This is a genomic window from Paludibaculum fermentans, from assembly GCF_051172195.1.
Lineage (GTDB): Bacteria > Acidobacteriota > Terriglobia > Bryobacterales > Bryobacteraceae > Paludibaculum > Paludibaculum fermentans_A.
Genome location: NZ_JBPJAQ010000001.1, coordinates 5,088,095 through 5,105,334, shown reverse-complemented (window position 1 = coordinate 5,105,334; position 17,240 = coordinate 5,088,095). Strand labels below are relative to the sequence as shown.

14 protein-coding genes are annotated in these 17,240 nt (G+C 62.5%); 2 read left to right on the top strand and 12 right to left on the bottom strand.

Features of this window, described 5'->3' with window-relative positions; translation table 11 throughout:
- Positions 1-14 precede the first annotated feature (14 nt).
- The 9 genes from tssG to ACR9Y2_RS20545 all read right to left on the bottom strand — a co-directional run bounded on the left by tssG (position 15) and on the right by ACR9Y2_RS20545 (position 10,501).
- Complete coding sequence (tssG, locus tag ACR9Y2_RS20585) at positions 15-1,058, bottom strand: type VI secretion system baseplate subunit TssG (RefSeq protein ID WP_435043528.1); 1,044 nt, start codon at positions 1,056-1,058, stop codon at positions 15-17.
- Entirely contained in the window at positions 1,022-2,863 is a 1,842-nt protein-coding gene (gene tssF, locus ACR9Y2_RS20580; RefSeq protein WP_435043526.1) for a type VI secretion system baseplate subunit TssF, read from the bottom strand. The genes tssG and tssF overlap by 37 nt, the downstream gene beginning before the upstream one ends.
- 4 nt (positions 2,864-2,867) lie before the next feature.
- Positions 2,868-3,353, bottom strand: a complete 486-nt coding sequence (gene tssE, locus ACR9Y2_RS20575) for a type VI secretion system baseplate subunit TssE (RefSeq protein ID WP_435043525.1) — start codon at positions 3,351-3,353, stop codon at positions 2,868-2,870.
- A gap of 3 nt (positions 3,354-3,356) precedes the next feature.
- The gene (gene tssA / locus ACR9Y2_RS20570; RefSeq protein ID WP_435043524.1) at positions 3,357-5,267 is read right to left on the bottom strand and encodes a type VI secretion system protein TssA; all 1,911 of its coding nucleotides are present in this window, start codon (positions 5,265-5,267) and stop codon (positions 3,357-3,359) included.
- Positions 5,268-5,272: 5 nt separating this feature from the next.
- The gene (locus tag ACR9Y2_RS20565) at positions 5,273-6,022 is read right to left on the bottom strand and encodes a type VI secretion system accessory protein TagJ (RefSeq protein ID WP_435043523.1); all 750 of its coding nucleotides are present in this window, start codon (positions 6,020-6,022) and stop codon (positions 5,273-5,275) included.
- Between the two features lie 30 nt (positions 6,023-6,052).
- Positions 6,053-6,559 carry an Hcp family type VI secretion system effector gene (locus ACR9Y2_RS20560; protein WP_435043522.1) on the bottom strand — a complete coding sequence of 169 codons (507 nt, stop codon included), beginning with the start codon at positions 6,557-6,559 and terminating at the stop codon, positions 6,053-6,055.
- A 178-nt stretch (positions 6,560-6,737) separates the two neighbouring features.
- Complete coding sequence (tssC, locus tag ACR9Y2_RS20555) at positions 6,738-8,225, bottom strand: type VI secretion system contractile sheath large subunit (protein ID WP_435043521.1); 1,488 nt, start codon at positions 8,223-8,225, stop codon at positions 6,738-6,740.
- Positions 8,218-8,742 (bottom strand): type VI secretion system contractile sheath small subunit, encoded by a 525-nt coding sequence (tssB, locus tag ACR9Y2_RS20550; protein ID WP_435043520.1) that lies wholly within the window; start codon positions 8,740-8,742, stop codon positions 8,218-8,220. The genes tssC and tssB overlap by 8 nt, the downstream gene beginning before the upstream one ends.
- 244 nt (positions 8,743-8,986) lie before the next feature.
- Positions 8,987-10,501 (bottom strand): methyltransferase, encoded by a 1,515-nt coding sequence (locus ACR9Y2_RS20545; RefSeq protein ID WP_435043519.1) that lies wholly within the window; start codon positions 10,499-10,501, stop codon positions 8,987-8,989.
- 219 nt (positions 10,502-10,720) lie between these two features.
- Here ACR9Y2_RS20545 and tssK point away from each other — a divergent pair, with 219 nt between their 5' ends.
- Positions 10,721-12,076, top strand: a complete 1,356-nt coding sequence (gene tssK, locus ACR9Y2_RS20540; RefSeq protein ID WP_435043518.1) for a type VI secretion system baseplate subunit TssK — start codon at positions 10,721-10,723, stop codon at positions 12,074-12,076.
- Here the strand turns inward: tssK and ACR9Y2_RS20535 are convergent.
- Positions 12,073-13,344 (bottom strand): MFS transporter, encoded by a 1,272-nt coding sequence (locus tag ACR9Y2_RS20535; RefSeq protein ID WP_435043517.1) that lies wholly within the window; start codon positions 13,342-13,344, stop codon positions 12,073-12,075. The genes tssK and ACR9Y2_RS20535 overlap by 4 nt on opposite strands.
- Positions 13,345-13,471: 127 nt before the next feature.
- On the opposite strand from ACR9Y2_RS20535, the gene ACR9Y2_RS20530 reads away from it, so the two are divergent.
- Positions 13,472-14,431, top strand: a complete 960-nt coding sequence (locus tag ACR9Y2_RS20530; RefSeq protein WP_435043516.1) for a LysR family transcriptional regulator — start codon at positions 13,472-13,474, stop codon at positions 14,429-14,431.
- Here ACR9Y2_RS20530 and ACR9Y2_RS20525 read toward each other — a convergent pair.
- Together ACR9Y2_RS20525 and ACR9Y2_RS20520 are read right to left on the bottom strand one after the other, a co-directional pair.
- On the bottom strand, positions 14,400-16,895 hold the full coding sequence (locus ACR9Y2_RS20525; RefSeq protein WP_435043515.1) for an ABC transporter permease: 2,496 nt from the start codon (positions 16,893-16,895) through the stop codon (positions 14,400-14,402). The genes ACR9Y2_RS20530 and ACR9Y2_RS20525 overlap by 32 nt on opposite strands.
- A 10-nt stretch (positions 16,896-16,905) precedes the next feature.
- A complete protein-coding gene (locus tag ACR9Y2_RS20520; RefSeq protein ID WP_435043514.1) occupies positions 16,906-17,232 on the bottom strand; it encodes a PadR family transcriptional regulator in 327 nt (108 codons plus the stop codon).
- Between the last annotated feature and the right edge of the window lie 8 nt (positions 17,233-17,240).

Genomic DNA, 17,240 nt, shown 5'->3' with positions numbered 1-17,240 from the left:
CAGGCACGCCTGGTTTACGCAGGCCTCAAGATTTCGAAGACAGCATCATCGGGGTGCCGGTCAAAGGGTTTGTTATTCACCCAGGTGGTCCAGCCGAGGCGGGGGCCCTTGCTGTCCGCGCCGCTCAACGTGCAGGCCGGCACCTGCTCGCGGCGGAGCGCGAGTTGCACTTCCACGTCGCACTCCAAACCAGCAAAAAGCGTAATCCAGGCCTTCAGACGGCGGTGCGAATCGCCGCCCGGCAGAAAATCATCGTAATGCGACCGCGATAGTGGACCGATTTTGACACGAATGCGCGACTGGCGATCCCAGATTTCGTCGCCGACCACGGCACCGCGGCCGAGGCGGCTGGAGTAGCCCTCTTCTCCCAGTTTGCACTGAGCGCCCGCGGAGACGGGATACCATCCCCCAACAAACTGCCCGACCTCGACATGAGCACCGAAGTAGTCCCTGAGAATACTCTCCAGAGCGGCGGCGGGGCGGGTCTGCATCATGAGCAGGCCGGCGTAGAAGAGAAAGGCGGAGTCGGGGATTTCCTGCCGGTTGCGCATGCCGCGCGTGCCGAGCCCGACGAGGCTCATGAGCCGGCCGGAGAACTGATCTTTCTCCGCTCGCTCAAACATGACCGGCGCGCGGTTCTTGCGCCAGGCCATATAGAAGAGCGAGAGGATGCGGTGATGGAAGATGTCGAGGAAATCCCGAAGGGTGGTGTCCTTGGCCCGCAGCCGTTCGGCCAGCATTTCGGTGTAGGCCGTGGGCAGGACGCCGACGGGGCCCGTCAAGCCGAAGAAGTTCACGGTCATCCGCGGCGGACCGGTCTCCTGCTTCTGGAGAGTCTGGATTTCGCTCGCTGGAAACTGGGTGGACGGATGGACGGCCAGGCGCACCACTTCGGCGGAGGGGTTGCCGTAGCCGCCGACGGGGGTACGCTCATCGAGGAAGCGCTCCAGCAGGCGGACCGCCTGGAAGAACTGGAAGCGGTATGGTTTCTGGTCGAGAACTTCGCTCAGTTTGGTTGGGGCTAAATCAGCACCCTTCTGCCCGTCCTTGGCGGCCATTCCTTGAGTACCTCCTTTCTCTGCTTGGTTCGCACTTCGAGCTGGGTGAAGCTGTTGAGCGAAACGTACAGGCCGAGGAAGCGCTCGAGCACGGCGGCGAAGAGAAACACACCTTCGCCGACGAACTGCTCTTCGTCAAAGTCCATGGAGATATGGGTACCGCGGGCGAACGAAGTCCCATCGTCGTAGACGACGGGGGCGAACTCGCGCCTGGATCGGAGCGCGGTGAGCCCTTCGATCTGCTTTTCGCCGTAGGAAGTCTCGGCGAAATTGTACAGGCGGAGCATCTCACGGAAAGCGTCGCCGCCCTCCTCCACCAGGGAGAGGTAATTCAGCGAGAACATCGAGATCATGCGCCAGAACAGGTTCTTGCGCTGGGGGGCGCGAACGGTGGTGGTGGGCTTGCGGAGGGCCACAATGCGGTTGACGGGGGCGGCGGCGTCGAGCGTAAAATCGCCGGCTTCGTTGCCGAAGGGCAGGCTGCCCGGAAGGTCGCGATTGGAGCAGATGGTCCTGACGTTTAGAACGTCGGCCTTGGGCCGCGTGTGTTTGCCGGCGGCGTTCGAAATGGAGAGATAGATCTCCGTGCCATTGTCATTTCGCAGTGTGGCCGGTCCGCGGCGGGTGTACCAGAAGACCTGGCTGGAGGATTTGGCGTCGGCATGGCGGAAGGAGTAGAGCGGCTCGAGAACCGTTACTTCCTCGGAATCCGGATTGACACTGGCCACCTCTTCCACGGAGAAAATCTCCAGCGCGGTGCGCCGGTTCACGTCGGGAATGACGTGGTACTCATACCGGGTGTGGTCGAGCAGGATGGGCTCGGCCGTGTGGGGAAAGAGGTTGATGATGGGGGTGCAGTTGAGACGAAACGTCTTCGCGTTGACGCCCACTTCCAGGGCCTGCCGGCGGTCTGACCGTTCGAACGGCGAGATGACGAAGGCGATCTCCACGCTGTTCTGGAAGCCGGCCTCGCAGACGGCATCCAGGCCATTGAGTTCAAAGAACATGAACTTCTGCGGGAAGGCGAAGTACTCCTGGATGATCTGATAGCCGGAGAACGAACGGCGGGGATAGGGCAGGACCGCCTCGTCTTCCTCAAACCCCATCGGCCGCAGGGCATCGGGGGAGAGGATGAGGGGTTTGATCGAGGACTTGGGCGAAGGATCGCGCACGATGATCTGGACGCAGTTATTGGAGAGGACCTCGTACAGCGTATGCATCGTGCTGCTTTCGCCATCGAGGTAGAACCGAAGCCGGTCGAGCGCCAGTTTGCCGAAGGTGAGGTCGCCCTGGCAGCGGAGGACGAGACGGATGACGCCCGCGGCGCCGGCCATCTCGCCAATGCTACGCACGCGATCCTGCGTGCGCCAGTCGGCAGAGGCCACTTCCACCGGCCAAAACGTGAGGTCGTAGCTGGTTCTGAACTTGCAGGGTGCGCCGGCGACGGGGCGTGACGAGAGGACCGCTCCACGCTCGATCTTGAAGCCGCTTTCGGGCTTCACCTGTTCCGAGTCGACGTGGAACTCCGCAATCGACATGGAGGGCAGGGGCCGCAGGTAGTGCGGGAACAGGATGTTCAGCAGCGCCTCAGTGATCTCAGGGAACTCGTCGTCGATCTTGAGCCGGACACGGGCGGCGAGGAAGGCGAAGCCCTCGAGCAGGCGTTCGACGTGGGGATCCTCGCATTTGTTGGGTTCCAGAACCAAACGAGATGCGATCTTCGGGTAGCGTTCAGCAAACTCGGCACCCATGCGGCGCAGGAAGCTGAGCTCTTTTTCGTAGTACTGGAGAAGTTCGTCCCGCATGGGGTCAAGCCTTCACTTGGTACTCGCCTCGGGTCAGATCCAGGTAAGTGTCGAAGGAGATTGCCTCGGGCGCGGGATCGATCATGAGCATCGCATCGATCGTGAAGTGCAGGTTTCTCTCCTGCTTATAGAGCGGCTCCTGGGAGGTGACCCTCACCTGTTTCAGCCGCGGCTCAAAAAACTCGACGGCCGTTTCGATGGCGCGAAGGAGGTTTTTCTCATCCTCCGCCGAATGCAGGCGGATGGAAGTCATGTCCATGAGTCCGAAGTGATAGAGCGAGTGGCGCAGCTCCACCATGGATTTGGGCGCTTCTTCTTCGGTCTTGCGAGTATTGAAGACCCATTCGAGATCGCGCTTAATGGACTCCTTGAGGCTGCGGATGGCCTGGGCGCGGGAAGGCAGAACCTCCGCCTTGACCCAGGGCTCGAGGTCAATCAGCCGGTCGAGCAGCGGTTGTTGCAGCGTCTGTTCCGGAAGTTGCGAAGCCATAGACTACTCTTGATATTTTAGAGCCTGCACGGGATCGAGGCGGCAGATGCGGTCGTACAGTTCCGCTTTCTGGGCCTCTTCACCGCCGACTGTAGCCATGCACTGCAACAAAAGAGCGAGCGGGTGCGCCAGGACTTCGCCGGCCTCCCAGTTTTCGAGTTGACGGCGGTCGATCTCGGCGGCCAGTTCGCGCAGCATGGGGAAAGCGATCTTCTGCTTCTGGGCGGCGACGAACAGGTGAGCCAGTTGCATGCGGCGCTTGTAGCGGCCGCGGCCGGTCCGTTCGCGGGACAGGGCCTCGGTCACCGTTTGGATCGCTTCGTCCAGGCGGCCTGCGCGCGCGGCGGACAAGGCTTTGTCGAACTCATCGCGGTCCTCGTCGGAGTTCTCTTCCTCCATGGAAGGCGGCTCCGTGTCGAAGGCTACCTGGGGCGGAGGAGGTGGCGGCGGAGGCGGAGGAGGCGGCGCGGAAGCCTGCGGAGCATCGTAGGCGGGCGGCGGGGCCTGGCCCTCACCACCTTCAGACGGCAGCAACACTTCCTCAGTGATCCACTTCATCGTGTCGGGATTCGCCGTGGGCGTATCATCCAACAGGGTCATGGTGAGGAGCTTGGGGAGATCGCTGAGCAGGCCGCGGGTTTCTGTCCGGACCGCATCGGCTACGAATTTAAACCAGGCGCCCTTCTTTTCCAACGCACGCACGGTGTAGCGCTGGATGTCCAGCCAGCCCCGGCCGCAGGGCAGTTCCATCGCCTTTTCGGTCGTTTCCAGAACACCGTCCCAATTGGAGGCGAGGAAACGTTCCTTGAGCTCGGCGCGGATCTCGGGCGGCGGAGCGGCGAGCATTTTCGCGTCGATGTCCGGGCCATTGTAGCGGAGCTCACCAAAACGGTAGCCGCGCAGCATCAGGTAAGGACCGATAGCGTAGACGTCTTTCTTGCGCAGGAACCGGGCTACGGCGCCCAGGCGGCGGGCCGCGTCCTCGATATCAGCGGGATCGATGCCACCGCCCGAGGAGGGTGCGGGCGGAGGAGCGGCAGCGGCGGGGGCGGCGGCGGCGACGGGCGCCGGAGCAGCGGCAGCGACAGGCGCGGCTTCCACGACTGGAGGCGGAGGCGGGGGCGCAGCCACCACCGGCGCGGCCACAGGAGTGGGTCCACCCTTCTTGGCGATGGTGGTTTTGACGAACTGGACGATCTCTTCCAGGGCGGTGCGGGATTTAATGAAACTGGGCGAGTACTCGCCGAATTTGTCATCACAGAGCTCGATCAGGCCGCTGAGCGCTTCCAGCCCTTCATCGATCTGCGTCTGAATGTTCTCCAGAAAGGACTTCGGCGTGGCCTCTACAGCCGCGTCGAAGTCTTCCGCGGTCACTTTGCCGTCGGCCACCAGCTTCTGCCTGGTCTTCTTCTTCTCGTCACCGACCGCGTCCTTTTCGTAGCCGACGGTGCGGGACTCTTTGTAGGAGATCCAGGTGAGCTTGCTGGTGGTGATAGGCAGCGCGCGGACAGGCTCTTCCAGCTTGCCGCCCAACCATTCCAGCGGCGCTGAACGGGTTTCAGTGTCGCCGTCTTCAATCTCGGGATAGATGGTATCCCAGAACTGATCGAGCAGGTCCCTGAGGAACTGGAAAGACGGCCCCAGCATCGCAAAGCCTTCTTTGCGAATGTGCGAGTCGACCAGCCAAACGGCAAGTTGAAGGTCTTTACCGCGCTTGGCCAAGGCCTCACTGGCCAGCTTGATCGCCTGCGCATGATCGGCGACCTTGAGGGCTGTCTTCCACTCACCCTGGGGGGCTTCAATGTCCTCGCGGCGCGCCTCTTTCACCTTGTCGGTGATGGGGTCGTAGCGTAGCGATACGCCGCTGGGGTTGCTGCCGGGGATCGGCGTTAACAGATCGTCGCGAAGAGGCATTCTAATTACTGCGCGGACACCGCATCGGCCTCGGCGGAGGCCTCCGTGGCCGCACAAATCTGCAGATCCCGGACCTCCAGGAAGGGTATGGCTTCCTCACCATCCAGGACCAGCATCCTCTGACCGAAGGGGATGCCACCTTCTTCCGAGTCCTGCCACTCGGTCGCACGGCCCAACTTCACGTTATTGTCTTCGTGCTGCCAGGACAAGGGGTAGATGGCCGGCATGAGCACCTCGCCGAACTTCTTGTCCCCGAACTGGGGGCTGGTGTCGATGAGGGCGCTGCACCAGATCGTGTCCCGCAGGAACTTGGGCGCTTCAAGCTTGATTGAAACTACATATTCCATTGGCAGCCACACGTATTCACCCGCGACGAAGACCTCAAAGCGCATGCCAATGCGCGGGTCCGCATCTTCAATTGAGTGAAAAGGCCGTCCATTGAGTGTCCCGGACAACGCTTTCCCGGTTACTTTCGTATCTGTCTCCGGGTATTGCTTCTTTTCAAACGCATTCTGCCGTTCCCGCTCCGCAACCAGCGCCGAGCGATAAACGATGGCGCCAATTTCGGCGTCGGGACTGGTGGAGGAGAGCAAGCTCAGGTGTTTTGACGCCCGTTCATACTCTCCCGCCAGACATAGCAGCTCGAAAAGGAAGGTGCGGCGCCGGAGGTCAGTCGGGTTGTCCCGGATCTCGGCTCCCAGCGCCTGAATGGCTTCTTTTAATTTGCCGTCACGATACAGCTCTGCAGCGCCCACCAAACACCTCCCCCTCGTAGATCACGGACGTTAGGCCGGCATGTTGGTACGGATGTCCCAAGTGGCGGTCTTTTTGGTGCCTTCTTCGCCCTTTGCCAACTGGGGTTCGTACTCAATCGCCATCTTGCCGAAAGCGAAGGAAACAGACTCGGTCGGGGTGTCGTCGCCGCCAGAGGAACCGCTCCACTGGATGCTTTCGACGAACACTTCTTCGAAGTTGTACTTGAGGTACTCGATGGCGACGCCACCGGCCTTGCGGAGCACGACGTGGGCGGCGTCGAAGTGCTTACCCTTGGCGCAGTTGGTGAACATTGCAGCGGAGGCGGAATCGGTCTTCTTCATGATGTTGAAAGAAGAGATGCTCACCTTGCCGGCGCCGGCGCCACCTGACGCCGATCCGATTGTGGTCGGATTGCTTGCGCCAAAGGAGAAGCTGTAAATCTCGAACGCCTTCTTATCCTTGTAAACTGAGTCAAGGGTTTCGCCTTCGGCCGTGGGTTCCCCCCCATCGAGCCACATAAATGCATCATATGCCATAGTCACTCGCTCCTTTTTCGATCAGATACGTTTTGGACTCTGAACTTGGCTGGCCACAAGATTCGGACGAATCAACCACCCGACCTGGAGGGCCAGCAAACAAGCACTCCGGGCCGATTCCAAAGGACATTTGAGGCCTGGACCGCCACGGGCTGTGACGGTCCGGGCCTCAAAACCATTACCCGGCCGGTTGCGGAAGATCCGCCACCAGGCGCATGGAGATCGTGAGCTCTTCCAGTTGGAAGTGCGGCTTCAGGAAGGCGACCGCACGGTAGGAACCGGGCTTGCCCGGCACTTCCATGACGTCGACGCGGGCTTCCGAAAGCGGATACTTCGCCTTCATGGAAGGAGAGGCGCTGGCGCTGTCAACGACATAACCCTTGATCCAGCGGTTGAGGAACGTTTCGCAATCGCCGCGGGTCATGAAGCTGCCGATCTTGTCGCGCATCATGGCCTTGAGGTAGTGGGCGAAACGGGAAACCGCGAGGATGTAGCTGAGGTTCGTCGACAGGCGGGCATTGGCGTTGGCCGAATCCGTGTCGTACAGCTTGGCCTTCTGGCAAGACTGCACGCTGAAGAAGGCCGCGTAATCGGTGTTCTTGCAGTGGACCAGCGGAACGAACCCGAGATCGGCAAGTTCCTTTTCACGGCGGTCCGTGATGGCGACTTCCGTCGGGCACTTCATGGCGATGTCGCCATCTTCCGTCTTGAAGTTGTGCACCGTCAGACCTTCCACTTTGCCGCCGCCCTCGACGCCACGGATGGTGGCGCACCAGTTGTAGCGGGCAAAAGAGTCGGTGATGCGGGCGCCCAACGCCCAGGCGGCGTTACCCCACAGGTACTTGTTGTGATCGGTACCGTCGACATCTTCTTCGTAATCGAATTCCTCAATGGGGCGGGTGGCCTTCCCATAAGGATCGCGGAGCAGGATGTGCGGCATCGTCAACGCCATGTAGCGGGCGTCGTCCGAAGCGCGGAACGACTTCCACTTGGCGTATTCCGTCGTGTCGAAGACCTTCGCCAGGTCGCGCGGAGCGGCCAGGTCAGCGAACGAATCGAGATTGAACATGGAGTTGTTGGTGGCCGCGATGAAGGGCGCATGCGCCGCGGCGGCGACCTGCGAGATCTTCTGGACCAGTTCCATGTCCTCCGGCCCCTTGCCGAACTCGTAGTCGCCGATGAGGGCGCCAAACGGGTGTCCGCCGAAGATGCCGAACTCTTCTTCGTAAACCTTCTTGAACATCGCGCTCTGGTCGAATTCCGAAGCGCGCTGAAGGTCGCGCAGCAATTCCTTCTTGGAAGCGTTGAGGACCTTGATCTTCAGGTTCTCACCGCACTCGGTATTGCTGACCATGTACTTCAGGCCGCGCCAGCTGCCTTCCAGCTTCTGGAAGTCAGGGTGGTGCATGACTTCGTTCAACTGGAGGGAGATCAGATGGTCGATCTGCGCGATGCGGGCGTTGATCATCGCCTCAGAGTCGCGGGAGAGGGTCATCGACCCTTCCAGGAACTGGGAGACGAACTCCTTTACCATCGCCTTGCCCGATTCCCGGCTTTCCGGGTCCCGTCCGAGGCGGCCTTCTTCTACAATCTGGTCGAGCAGACTCTTTTCGACAACGGATTCCGTTGATGAGGCCGCAGCGGCGGATTGCGCTTTGTTACTCATTGCTGCCCCCCTTGTCACCGGCGGAGAATTCGCTCTTCAGTTTGTCGAGCTTGCCGGCGTCCTTGACGGTATCCATCAGGAGTTCATCCAGCTTCTCGTTGCCCTGGAGGCTGCCCCGAAGATCGGAGAGGCGCGTGCGCAGGTCGAGCAGTTCCTTCAGCGGTTTGACCTGGCGGGCCACGGCGGCGGGCTCGAAGTCATCCATGCTTTGGAATTTGAGGTCGACCTTGATCTGCCCCGCCTCGGGATCCTCACTCAGCTTATTCTCAACCGAGAAAGCCAGGTGAGGCTTCATGGCGGACAGCACGTTGTCGAAGTTATCCAGGCTGACTTCGACGAATTTGCGGTCCTTCAACCTCGGCAGCGGCTCCGCGGGCATGCCCGTGAAGTCCCCAAAAACGCCCATAACGAAGGGCAGTTCTTTCTTTTCAATTGCGCCACCCGTTTCCACATCATAGGTGATGTGGACACGCGGAGAGCGAACTCGATCCAGTTTGTGTTGAAGACTCTCAGCCATTATTGGAACTCCAGTCCGTTTTTGGGTACACCAGCCCCATCCCCACTATCAAACCCAGCCCGTCCGGCATCCCAGCGCCAGAACCGACTTGTATCATAACCCTGTGACTCGCCCGCCTCAATAGCAATCTTCAGATCTCGTTCCACTCAGCCACCAGACCCAAGGTTATGGACCGAACTCACCTGATTCCAGCGTTTATCAGCCATCCGGCCGGCGCCTGGCAGCGCCGGATCCTTCTCAATCGCTAGACCAGTGCCGGCACCGGCGCCTCAAGGCGCGGCAACGGGAACTGCTCCAGCTCCAAGAAACCGTTTGAGATTAGCAGACGCACGACCTGGCAGAGATCCTCATACGGCATGCTCTCGTGGATTACTTCCTGAGCGTGCAGTTGTGAGTAGATTTCACCAGTGGTCATCTGCCCATCGCACATGCCTACCAGTACCGCTAACCATGGTTCGATGATCGCGGAAGATACTAGCGGGTACTTTGTTTTTAGTTCAAATTCCACGGGCTCCAGTCCGGACTCGCCCGGTTGGTGCACAACGTGGAGGCGCATCGCGCGCGCCAGCTTGGGGCGCGAACGGTTGAGCGCGGCGGGCAGCGAGGGTTGCGCGGCCGCTTTTTCCCAATTCCTGAACCATTCCACCACGTCGCCTGAGGCTTTGTCGGCCTTCACAGCCCGAGCCGTGGCTACCGCGCGAGGTTGGGCCACGCGCTCGACGACAACCGTGCCGTAGAAGATAGCCGTGACCTTCAGCCTCTCGTAGAGTTCCGACCGGTCGCCCAGGGTACCCAGCTTGCCCTTGGCATTAATGACCGCCTCCAGCACGGTGGCCGGCCTCTTGCCGACCTCCGTGGCCACGAGGATGATGTCGAATTCCGGACTGGTTTCACCCAGCCATTTCCGCATCCGTTCCTGGAGCAGTTCATTCTCACGATCTGTGGCCGTCGTTACACAGTAGAAGCGGCCGCCCGGCTTCAGGTATTGGGGCAAGCCCTGCACGATCCGCCGGAAAATCTGTTCTCCGTCTTCACCACCGTCCCGGAACAGGAGTCTCTTGCCGGCATCCGGCACGTAGGGCGGGTGGGCCACAATGACGTCGAATGTCTGGTCGGCGACAGCTTCGAACAGGTCACCCTTCACAGCGATGACCTGGTCCAGGCCATTCAGTTTCGCATTGAAATCAGAGAAGTGGACGGAACGCTCGCCGAGATCAGCGGCCCAGGCTCTTTTTGCCCCCCGCTTGGCGGCCAGGAGTGCGGCGACGCCGGTGCCGCAGCAGAGATCCAGGAAATCTTCACCAGGATCCTGGGGCTGGATGGAAAGAAACCGGCCGGTATTGCCGGTGATGGCCGCGTAAACGACGTCGTCGGGAAACTTTTCACCGATGACCCGGGTGCGGTCTGACACAACATAAAGGCCGACGACCGGGTAGAGTACGGCGCTGCAGAGCCACTTCGTCTCATCTTTGCGGCGGATCACGTCCAGTTCAGCCAGAACTTCCAGCAGGCGGCCGGGCACATGCTGGAGGATGACTGCTTCCTCGACAGCCACTTCATCCATCAAAAGACGGATCAGGACGTCGAGGGCGTCGTGAATCTCCGCACCGGCTTCGCGGTCTTCCTTCAGGTTCTTAAACTTGTAGATCGTTTCAGAACCGGTGCGCTGGCAGACTGCCTCTTCCGTGTAACCCAGGCTCCGCAGGCCCTCCCTCAACTCCGTGAATTGACCAGGAGAACCGATCTTCAATGGGACCATCCGCTGCTCCTCCGCAGAACTGCTGATGGACAGTATACTCAATGCCGACCCGGAGGCCAACGCCTTTGTTTTGAATCAGTTTCAGACATAAATATTTCATTATCCTGATAGAATCACACCCGCGGGTCTGGGTTGACAGGGGGCCTTCCAGCCGGGCGGAGGCTATTTTTGCACCCGCCCCTGTGCGGCCAACCATTCCTCTGGTACCTTGAGATCCAGATGCATCGCCTGGAACCCGTTGTCTGGACTAAAGGGACCATCCTCAATGCCCAACATTTACAACTGCAGGACCGGTACCTGGAGGACTCGCTACGTTTCCGCCTGAACGCCACGCAGTTCCAGCCGTGGGGCTTCACGAAGCTGCGGATTGATGATGAAGCGCTGGCGGCGGGGATCATCAACCTGACGCAGGCGGCTGGGATTTTTCCCGACGGGCTGTTATTTGACGTACCGGAACTGGATGCGGGGCCCGCGCCGAAGCCGATCGGGTCGCACTTTGGGCCGGACGATTCCAAGCTGGACTTCTGCCTGGCGATCCCGCATTACCGGGAGCGCGGCATCAATGTAGCCGGCCTGCAGCGGCAGGTGGATGCGCGGTACCGGGCCGAAATCGCGATGGTGAGCGACGAGAATACGGGCCGGTCGGAGAAGCCGGTCACGCTGGCACGGAAGAATCTGAGGATCATGGTGGAAGGGGAGAGCGTCGAAGGCATGTCGACGATCCCCGTCGGCCGCATTTTGCGCACGCCGGCCGGATTGTTTGAGCTGGATTCGCGGTGCGTGCCGCCGCTGCTGGATTTCCACGCCAACGACTATCTTTCCGCTATCGCGCGCCGGCTGGTGGAGATTCTGTCCGCGCGAAGCGACGCTCTATCGGGTTTGCGGCGCCAGAAGAACCAGAGCCTGGCGGATTTCACGGCCTCGGACATTGCCAGCTTCTGGCTGCTCTACACCGTGAACTCGGCTCTGCCGGTGTTCCAGCACCTGCATGCCGCCGCGGGCATCCACCCGGAGATGATCTACAGCGAGATGCTGTCGCTGGCCGGGGCGCTGACCGCGTTTTCGATGAAGATTCAGCCGCGCAACCTGCCGATTTACGATCACGAAAACCTGGGCGCCTGCTTTACCGAGTTGGACGAGGCGCTACGCATGCTGCTGACCACGGTGGTGCCGAGCAATTTCGTGTCACTGCCGCTGAAGCTGGTGCAGCCTTCGATCTACGCCACGAGCATCGACCGCGAGGATTACTTCAAGAACACGCGGATGTACCTGGCGATTCAGGCGGAGACGAACCAGGCGGAGTTGATTCGCCGGACCCCGCAACTGGTGAAGATCTGTTCGGCCGACTATATCGAGCACCTGGTGCAGACCGCGCTGCCGGGCATACCGCTGCGGCACGTCCCTGCCCCGCCCAGTTCGATCCCGGTGAAGTTGAATTTCAACTATTTCAGCCTGGAGCAGAAGGGCGGCCCGTACGAGGCCGTGGTGCGGGCCCGTAATCTGGCGGTCTATGTGCCTGCCGACTTGCCGAATCCGCAGATGGAGCTGATCATCCTGCTGCCGAAGGCGGACTAGGAGACAGTCTCCGGAGCGGCCTGGACGGACGCGGACACGGGTTCGCGGACCGATTCTCGAGGGTGTGCGTCCGGCGGATGCTCCGGCAGCAGCGCCAGGGCGAAACGTCCCGCCAGGATGCTGGCAAACGTGATCAGCAGCGGCACCGAATAGCTGCCGAAGGCTGTCCAAAGCAGTGAGACGAGGTAAGGAAACCACGTCTGTCCCACCGTATTCACAGGCACCACGATGCCCATCACCTTCGGCATCGATTTTGCGTCGAAGTAGTCGGCGACCAGCAGCGGTACGACGACGAAATCCACACTCATGCCGAAGCCGAAGATCGAGGCAAAAAGATAGGGACTGCTGGACGGCGTCAGGAAGTAGAGCAGGGGCATGGCCGCCGCCATGCACGCGAAGGCGACGGTGATCACATGCCGTTTGGCGAAGCGGTCAGCGCCCCAGGCGAAGGCGAAGCGGCCAAACGATCCGCAGGCGAGCATGATCATGATGGTCCAGCCGAAGACCTGGTCGAGCAGCGCCTGGTTCACGAAGCCCGCCTCGCGGAAGATCAGCTTCAGATGCTGGGTCACTCCGGCGACTCCGGCGACGGAGATGGTGCTGCCGATCAGCAGCAGCCAGAAGGCGCGATTGAGCGGGGCCTCGCCGCTGGGTTGGACCGGCGTGGCGGGCCTGACGGGGGCAACCTTGGGGAAGGCCCTGAGGGCGATGGGCACGGCCAGCAGGACGGAAGCTCCGATGAAGACCAGGGCGGCGCGAAAGCCCAGGGCTTGAGTGAGCGGCCGGGCGAGGCAGGCGACCGAGAGCGCTCCAAAGACGCTGATGCCGAAGTAGGCAATCGCGATGGCGGAACCCGGGCTGCGCGGGAAGGTGCGGCTGAGCAGGATCTGGTGAGGGAGGGGTCCGGCGAAGGTCCAGCCCGTCATGTAGAGGATCCATAGCAGGTAGTACTCAGCCAGGCTGCCGCGCATCACTCCGAAACCGGCCAGGGCGAAGGCACAGACGACGGCGCCGCTGAGGATGCAGGAGCGGGGCGGGAGGCGGCGCACGAAGAGGGGTCCGGCGATGAGGGTGACCAGGGTCCCGATGGGGAGCCCCAGCATGATGGAGGCGCGTGACCAACCGAAGCCGCCCTGGCTGACGGGATGCTCGAAGTAGTCGTAAAAGTAAGGCAACCCGTAGTAAGGGATGCCGACCACGAGGCCCAGGATGAGCGCCGAGGCGACGGCTATCCCCCAGGGGGCGTCCTGGCTGGCCTGGGCGTTCATGCGTGCAGGGTCCCCGGGCGCACGCCTGCCGTGAGACGGGATTGCGCAGAGTGCATTTCTGTATTGTTCCGTCCTCCAGTCGATATCGTCCAATACAACATTGTGTATGAGGCGATAACCTTGGGTTATGAGCCTGACAGGGATGAACTTCGACCTGGACGATCTGCGGGCCGTGGTCATGCTGGCGGCGCACGGGCATTTCGGGCGCGCCGCCGATGCATTGCACATCTCGCAGCCGGCACTGACCAAGAAGATCCGGCAGGTGGAGAGCAGGATCGGGGGCCGGCTGTTCGACCGTCATTCGCGCGGTGTCACGGCTACGGCCGCCGGTGTCTTTCTGTGCGACCGGGCGCGGCAATTGCTCGAGCAGGCAGCGGAAACGCAGGAGATGACGCGGCGGGTGCTGCTGGGCAGCAGCGGTGTGTTGCGCATCGGAGCCGGCCTGACGACCATGCTTTCGGGGCTGCCCGAGGTGCTGCGGACATTCCGGCGGCGCTATCCGGATGTGCACCTGACGGTGCGGGACATGTCGAGTTCCGACCAATTGGCTGCGCTGCGGCGAGGCGAGATCGATGTGGGCTTCGCGCGGGTTCCCAATGATGAGGGTGAACTGGCGATCGAGCCGGTGATCGATGACGAGCTCAAAATCGCCTACAACTCCGCGCTGTGGCCGGGTGTCATGCGCAACCGCCGGGCCCTGCTGGAGAGCCCATTCCTGATTCTGTCGCGTGAGACATCGGCCACCTTCCACGACCACGTGCTGACGGCGTGCCTGTCAGCTGGATTCACGCCGCGCGTGGTGCAGGAGGCGAATCAACTGCTCACCCTGCTGACGCTGGTGCAATCGGGGATCGGGATCAGCCTGCTGCCGGCGTCGGCGCGGGCGCTGCGCATTCCCCAGGTTCGATTCCTCGACCTGCAGCGGCCGGAGGCGGTTTGGACGGTGGGGATGGCCTGGAACCCGGAGCGGGTCAAAGACACTCCGGCCCAGCATTTCCTGCCGCTGGTGAGGCAGCAGTTCCGGCACGCGGACTCAGCGCACGGCAGCGGGTTGATTACTCGTGCTGCAGGGCCTTGCTCGGATTGATGCGGATGGCGCGGCGGCCTGGAGCCAGGATGGACAGGGCTACCACGGCCGAGAAGAAGGCCACGGCGCCCAGATAAGCCAGGGGGTCGAACAGGTTGAGTCCAGCCATGGCGGGGATGCCGGCGCGTAGGATGCGGGCCGCGGCCGCACCGCCCAGGGCGCCGAGGGTGAAGCCAACGGCCAGGGGCCGGTTCATGGGCGCAAGGATGGCGTGCACGACTTGAGCGGAACGAGCTCCGAGTGCGATGCGCAGCCCGATCTCACGGGTGCGCTGGGCCACGGTGTAGCCGGTGAGACCGGCCAGGCCGATGGCGGAAAGCAGGATGGCCACGGCGCCGAGGAGGGTGATTACCCCGAGCGCACGGGAGAGCTTCTCCATTTCGCGATCGAAGGAATCGGTGACGACCTGGACGGCGGGCTGCAGGCGCGGGTCGAGCGCGCGGGCAGCTTCCTGCAGGCGGCGGGCGGAATGGTGCGGATCACCGGCCACGCGCAGCAGCAGGACTGATTCGGGGGCGAGCCCGGCCGAGAGGGGCAGGTAGTATTCCCGCGGTTGGGGATTGCCGATGTCCGTGGTGGAGGCATTGCGGACGATTCCAATGACGGTGGGGCCCGCGCTATCCCAGGGGAGCGGTTTCCCCAGGGCATCACCGTCCGGCCAGAGAAGATGCTCAGTGGCCTCGCTGATGAGGGCCACGCCGGTTTCACCGGGCAGGAAATTGCGTCCGCGGGCGAGGCGCAGCCCAAGGGTGTCGATGAAGCCTGGATCCACATGGTTGCCCGCGAACTGGCGGCCCTGCCAGGCCGTACCCAGGTGGAGATTGCCCCAAGGCGCCAGCCAGACGGTGGACACGGACTTCGCTCCAGGCAGTTCCGCGGCCCGGGCACGCAGCTGGTCGAAATAGGAGGCGGCCGCGGAGTCGTTGTACCCGTGCGCTTTCAGGCCGGGCGCGACCCAGACAAGATGGCGGTGGTCGAAGCCGGGATCGGCGCTGCCCAGTTTCTGGCGGCCGCTGACGAGCAGGCTGGAGACGACCAGCAGCAGGCAACTGGCGGCGACCTGCGCGGTGAGGAAGATGGTGCGGGCGCGGCCGGCGCGCGGCACCAGGCTGGTGAGCCGGAGGGCCGGCGGGAGTCCGAAGACGAGGGCGGCGAGAATCGCGATGGTGAAGGTTGCCGCGACCGCGCGCCAGTCGGGCAGGATGCTGGAAGTAGGGTTGTGCTGGAGTTGGATCGCTTTCAGGGCGGCGCTGCTGAGCAGCAGGCCGCACGCGCCGCTCAACAGCGCCAGCAGGAGCGATTCCGTGAAGAGCTGGCGGATGACACGCATGCGTCCGGCGCCGAGGGCCATGCGGATCCGGATTTCGCGATCGCGAGTCACGCCGCGAGCCAGGACAAGGGTACCCAGGTTGGCGCAGGCGGCGACGAGCAGCAGCAATACCAGGGCGGCGGCCACGAGGAGGATCTGGAACTCCTGGCTGTCTGCCGCCAGTTGCAGCACGGGGCGGGCGTCGAGGTACTCGCCTTCCCTCAGTTGGCTGGGCTGGAGCTCGCGGAGTCGGGCCGCCAGGGCGAGGGTTTCCTGCCGCGACGCCTCCGGCGCCACTCCGGGCGCCATGCGGGCGTAGACGTCGAGAGCCGAGTTCCAGTCGCTGAGCAACTTGCTGCCTTCCACGACATACGGCTGACTGGCCAGGGGCATCCAGATGTCGTCGGTGCCCTTGATTGAGCGCGGCAGGATGCCCACCACACGCAGGAGCTTGCCGTTGATCCGAATCTGGCTGCCGATGGCGGCCGGGTCGCCGCCCAGGCGCCGCTGCCAGAACAGCTCACCCAGCAGGGCCACGGGCTCAGCATCGGAGCGCTCGTCTTCCGCAGCGTACAGGCGGCCCTGGGCCGGAGTGATGCCGAATTCGGGAAAATAGTTGGCCGTGGTGAAGGCGGCGTGGATCTGTTCGGACGCACCGTTTTCCGCCGCTGCGCCGAAGGTCGCAGCCTGGCGGTCCAGCAGTCCGATAACCTGCTGGAACGACTTGGCATGATCGCGGTAAAAGGCGAGCTGCGGGTGGGGCAGGTTGGTGATGTAGACCCCGGGGGCGCGGCGCGTGAGGTGCACCAGGGTTTCGGGGTTAGGCGCCGAGCTGCCCTGCATGTCGGCCAGCACGGTGCGGAAGGCCGTTAGCGGAACACCGATACCCAAGGCCAGCACCAGCATGGCCGTGAGGGTGAAGCCGCGAGCCTTGGCGAGAACGCGGGCGCCATAGGAAAGATCCTGGCGCAGGCGATCGAACCAACCCCAGCCCCAGACCTCGCGGGTGTCCTCGCGCAGGCGCAATTCGTCGCCGAATGCGGACCGTCGCTCGGGCGGCAACTGCTCGCGGTGATAGGCCATCTCCTCGGCCATCTCCCGTTCCAGGCGGCGGCGATTCCACAGGTAAGAGAGGCGGCGCACGAGTTCTCGCATGGTGGGCTCCTTAGGCCAGCTTCAGGACGGATTGGATGGCGCGCGTGACGTCGTCGTAGCCGGCGCGCTCAATGGCAAGCTGCTTCCGGCCAGCCGCGGTCAGGCTATAAGAGCGCACGCGGCGTTTGGTGTCGGAGAGGCCCCATTCCGCCTCGACCCAGCCCTTCATGAGCATCTTCTGCAGGGCGGGATAGAGCGAGCCCTCCTCCACCTGCAGGGCGTCCTGGGAGAACTGGCCGATGCGTTGGGCGATGGCGTAGCCGTGGAGGGGACCCGCCTCGAGGACGCGCAGGACAAGCAGGATGAGTGTTCCGGGGACGAGTTCAAGTTTGGCCATAGGCTTAG

Coding starts and splice junctions, on each gene's coding strand:
- ACR9Y2_RS20525 (WP_435043515.1), bottom strand. CDS start 16,895: ATGCGAGAACTCGTGCGCCGCCTCTCTTACCTGTGGAATCGCCGCCGC.
- ACR9Y2_RS20520 (WP_435043514.1), bottom strand. CDS start 17,232: ATGGCCAAACTTGAACTCGTCCCCGGAACACTCATCCTGCTTGTCCTG.
- tssF (WP_435043526.1), bottom strand. CDS start 2,863: ATGCGGGACGAACTTCTCCAGTACTACGAAAAAGAGCTCAGCTTCCTG.
- ACR9Y2_RS20545 (WP_435043519.1), bottom strand. CDS start 10,501: ATGGTCCCATTGAAGATCGGTTCTCCTGGTCAATTCACGGAGTTGAGG.
- tssC (WP_435043521.1), bottom strand. CDS start 8,225: ATGAGTAACAAAGCGCAATCCGCCGCTGCGGCCTCATCAACGGAATCC.
- tssK (WP_435043518.1), top strand. CDS start 10,721: ATGCATCGCCTGGAACCCGTTGTCTGGACTAAAGGGACCATCCTCAAT.
- tssG (WP_435043528.1), bottom strand. CDS start 1,058: ATGGCCGCCAAGGACGGGCAGAAGGGTGCTGATTTAGCCCCAACCAAA.
- ACR9Y2_RS20530 (WP_435043516.1), top strand. CDS start 13,472: ATGAGCCTGACAGGGATGAACTTCGACCTGGACGATCTGCGGGCCGTG.
- ACR9Y2_RS20560 (WP_435043522.1), bottom strand. CDS start 6,559: ATGGCATATGATGCATTTATGTGGCTCGATGGGGGGGAACCCACGGCC.
- tssB (WP_435043520.1), bottom strand. CDS start 8,742: ATGGCTGAGAGTCTTCAACACAAACTGGATCGAGTTCGCTCTCCGCGT.
- tssE (WP_435043525.1), bottom strand. CDS start 3,353: ATGGCTTCGCAACTTCCGGAACAGACGCTGCAACAACCGCTGCTCGAC.
- tssA (WP_435043524.1), bottom strand. CDS start 5,267: ATGCCTCTTCGCGACGATCTGTTAACGCCGATCCCCGGCAGCAACCCC.
- ACR9Y2_RS20535 (WP_435043517.1), bottom strand. CDS start 13,344: ATGAACGCCCAGGCCAGCCAGGACGCCCCCTGGGGGATAGCCGTCGCC.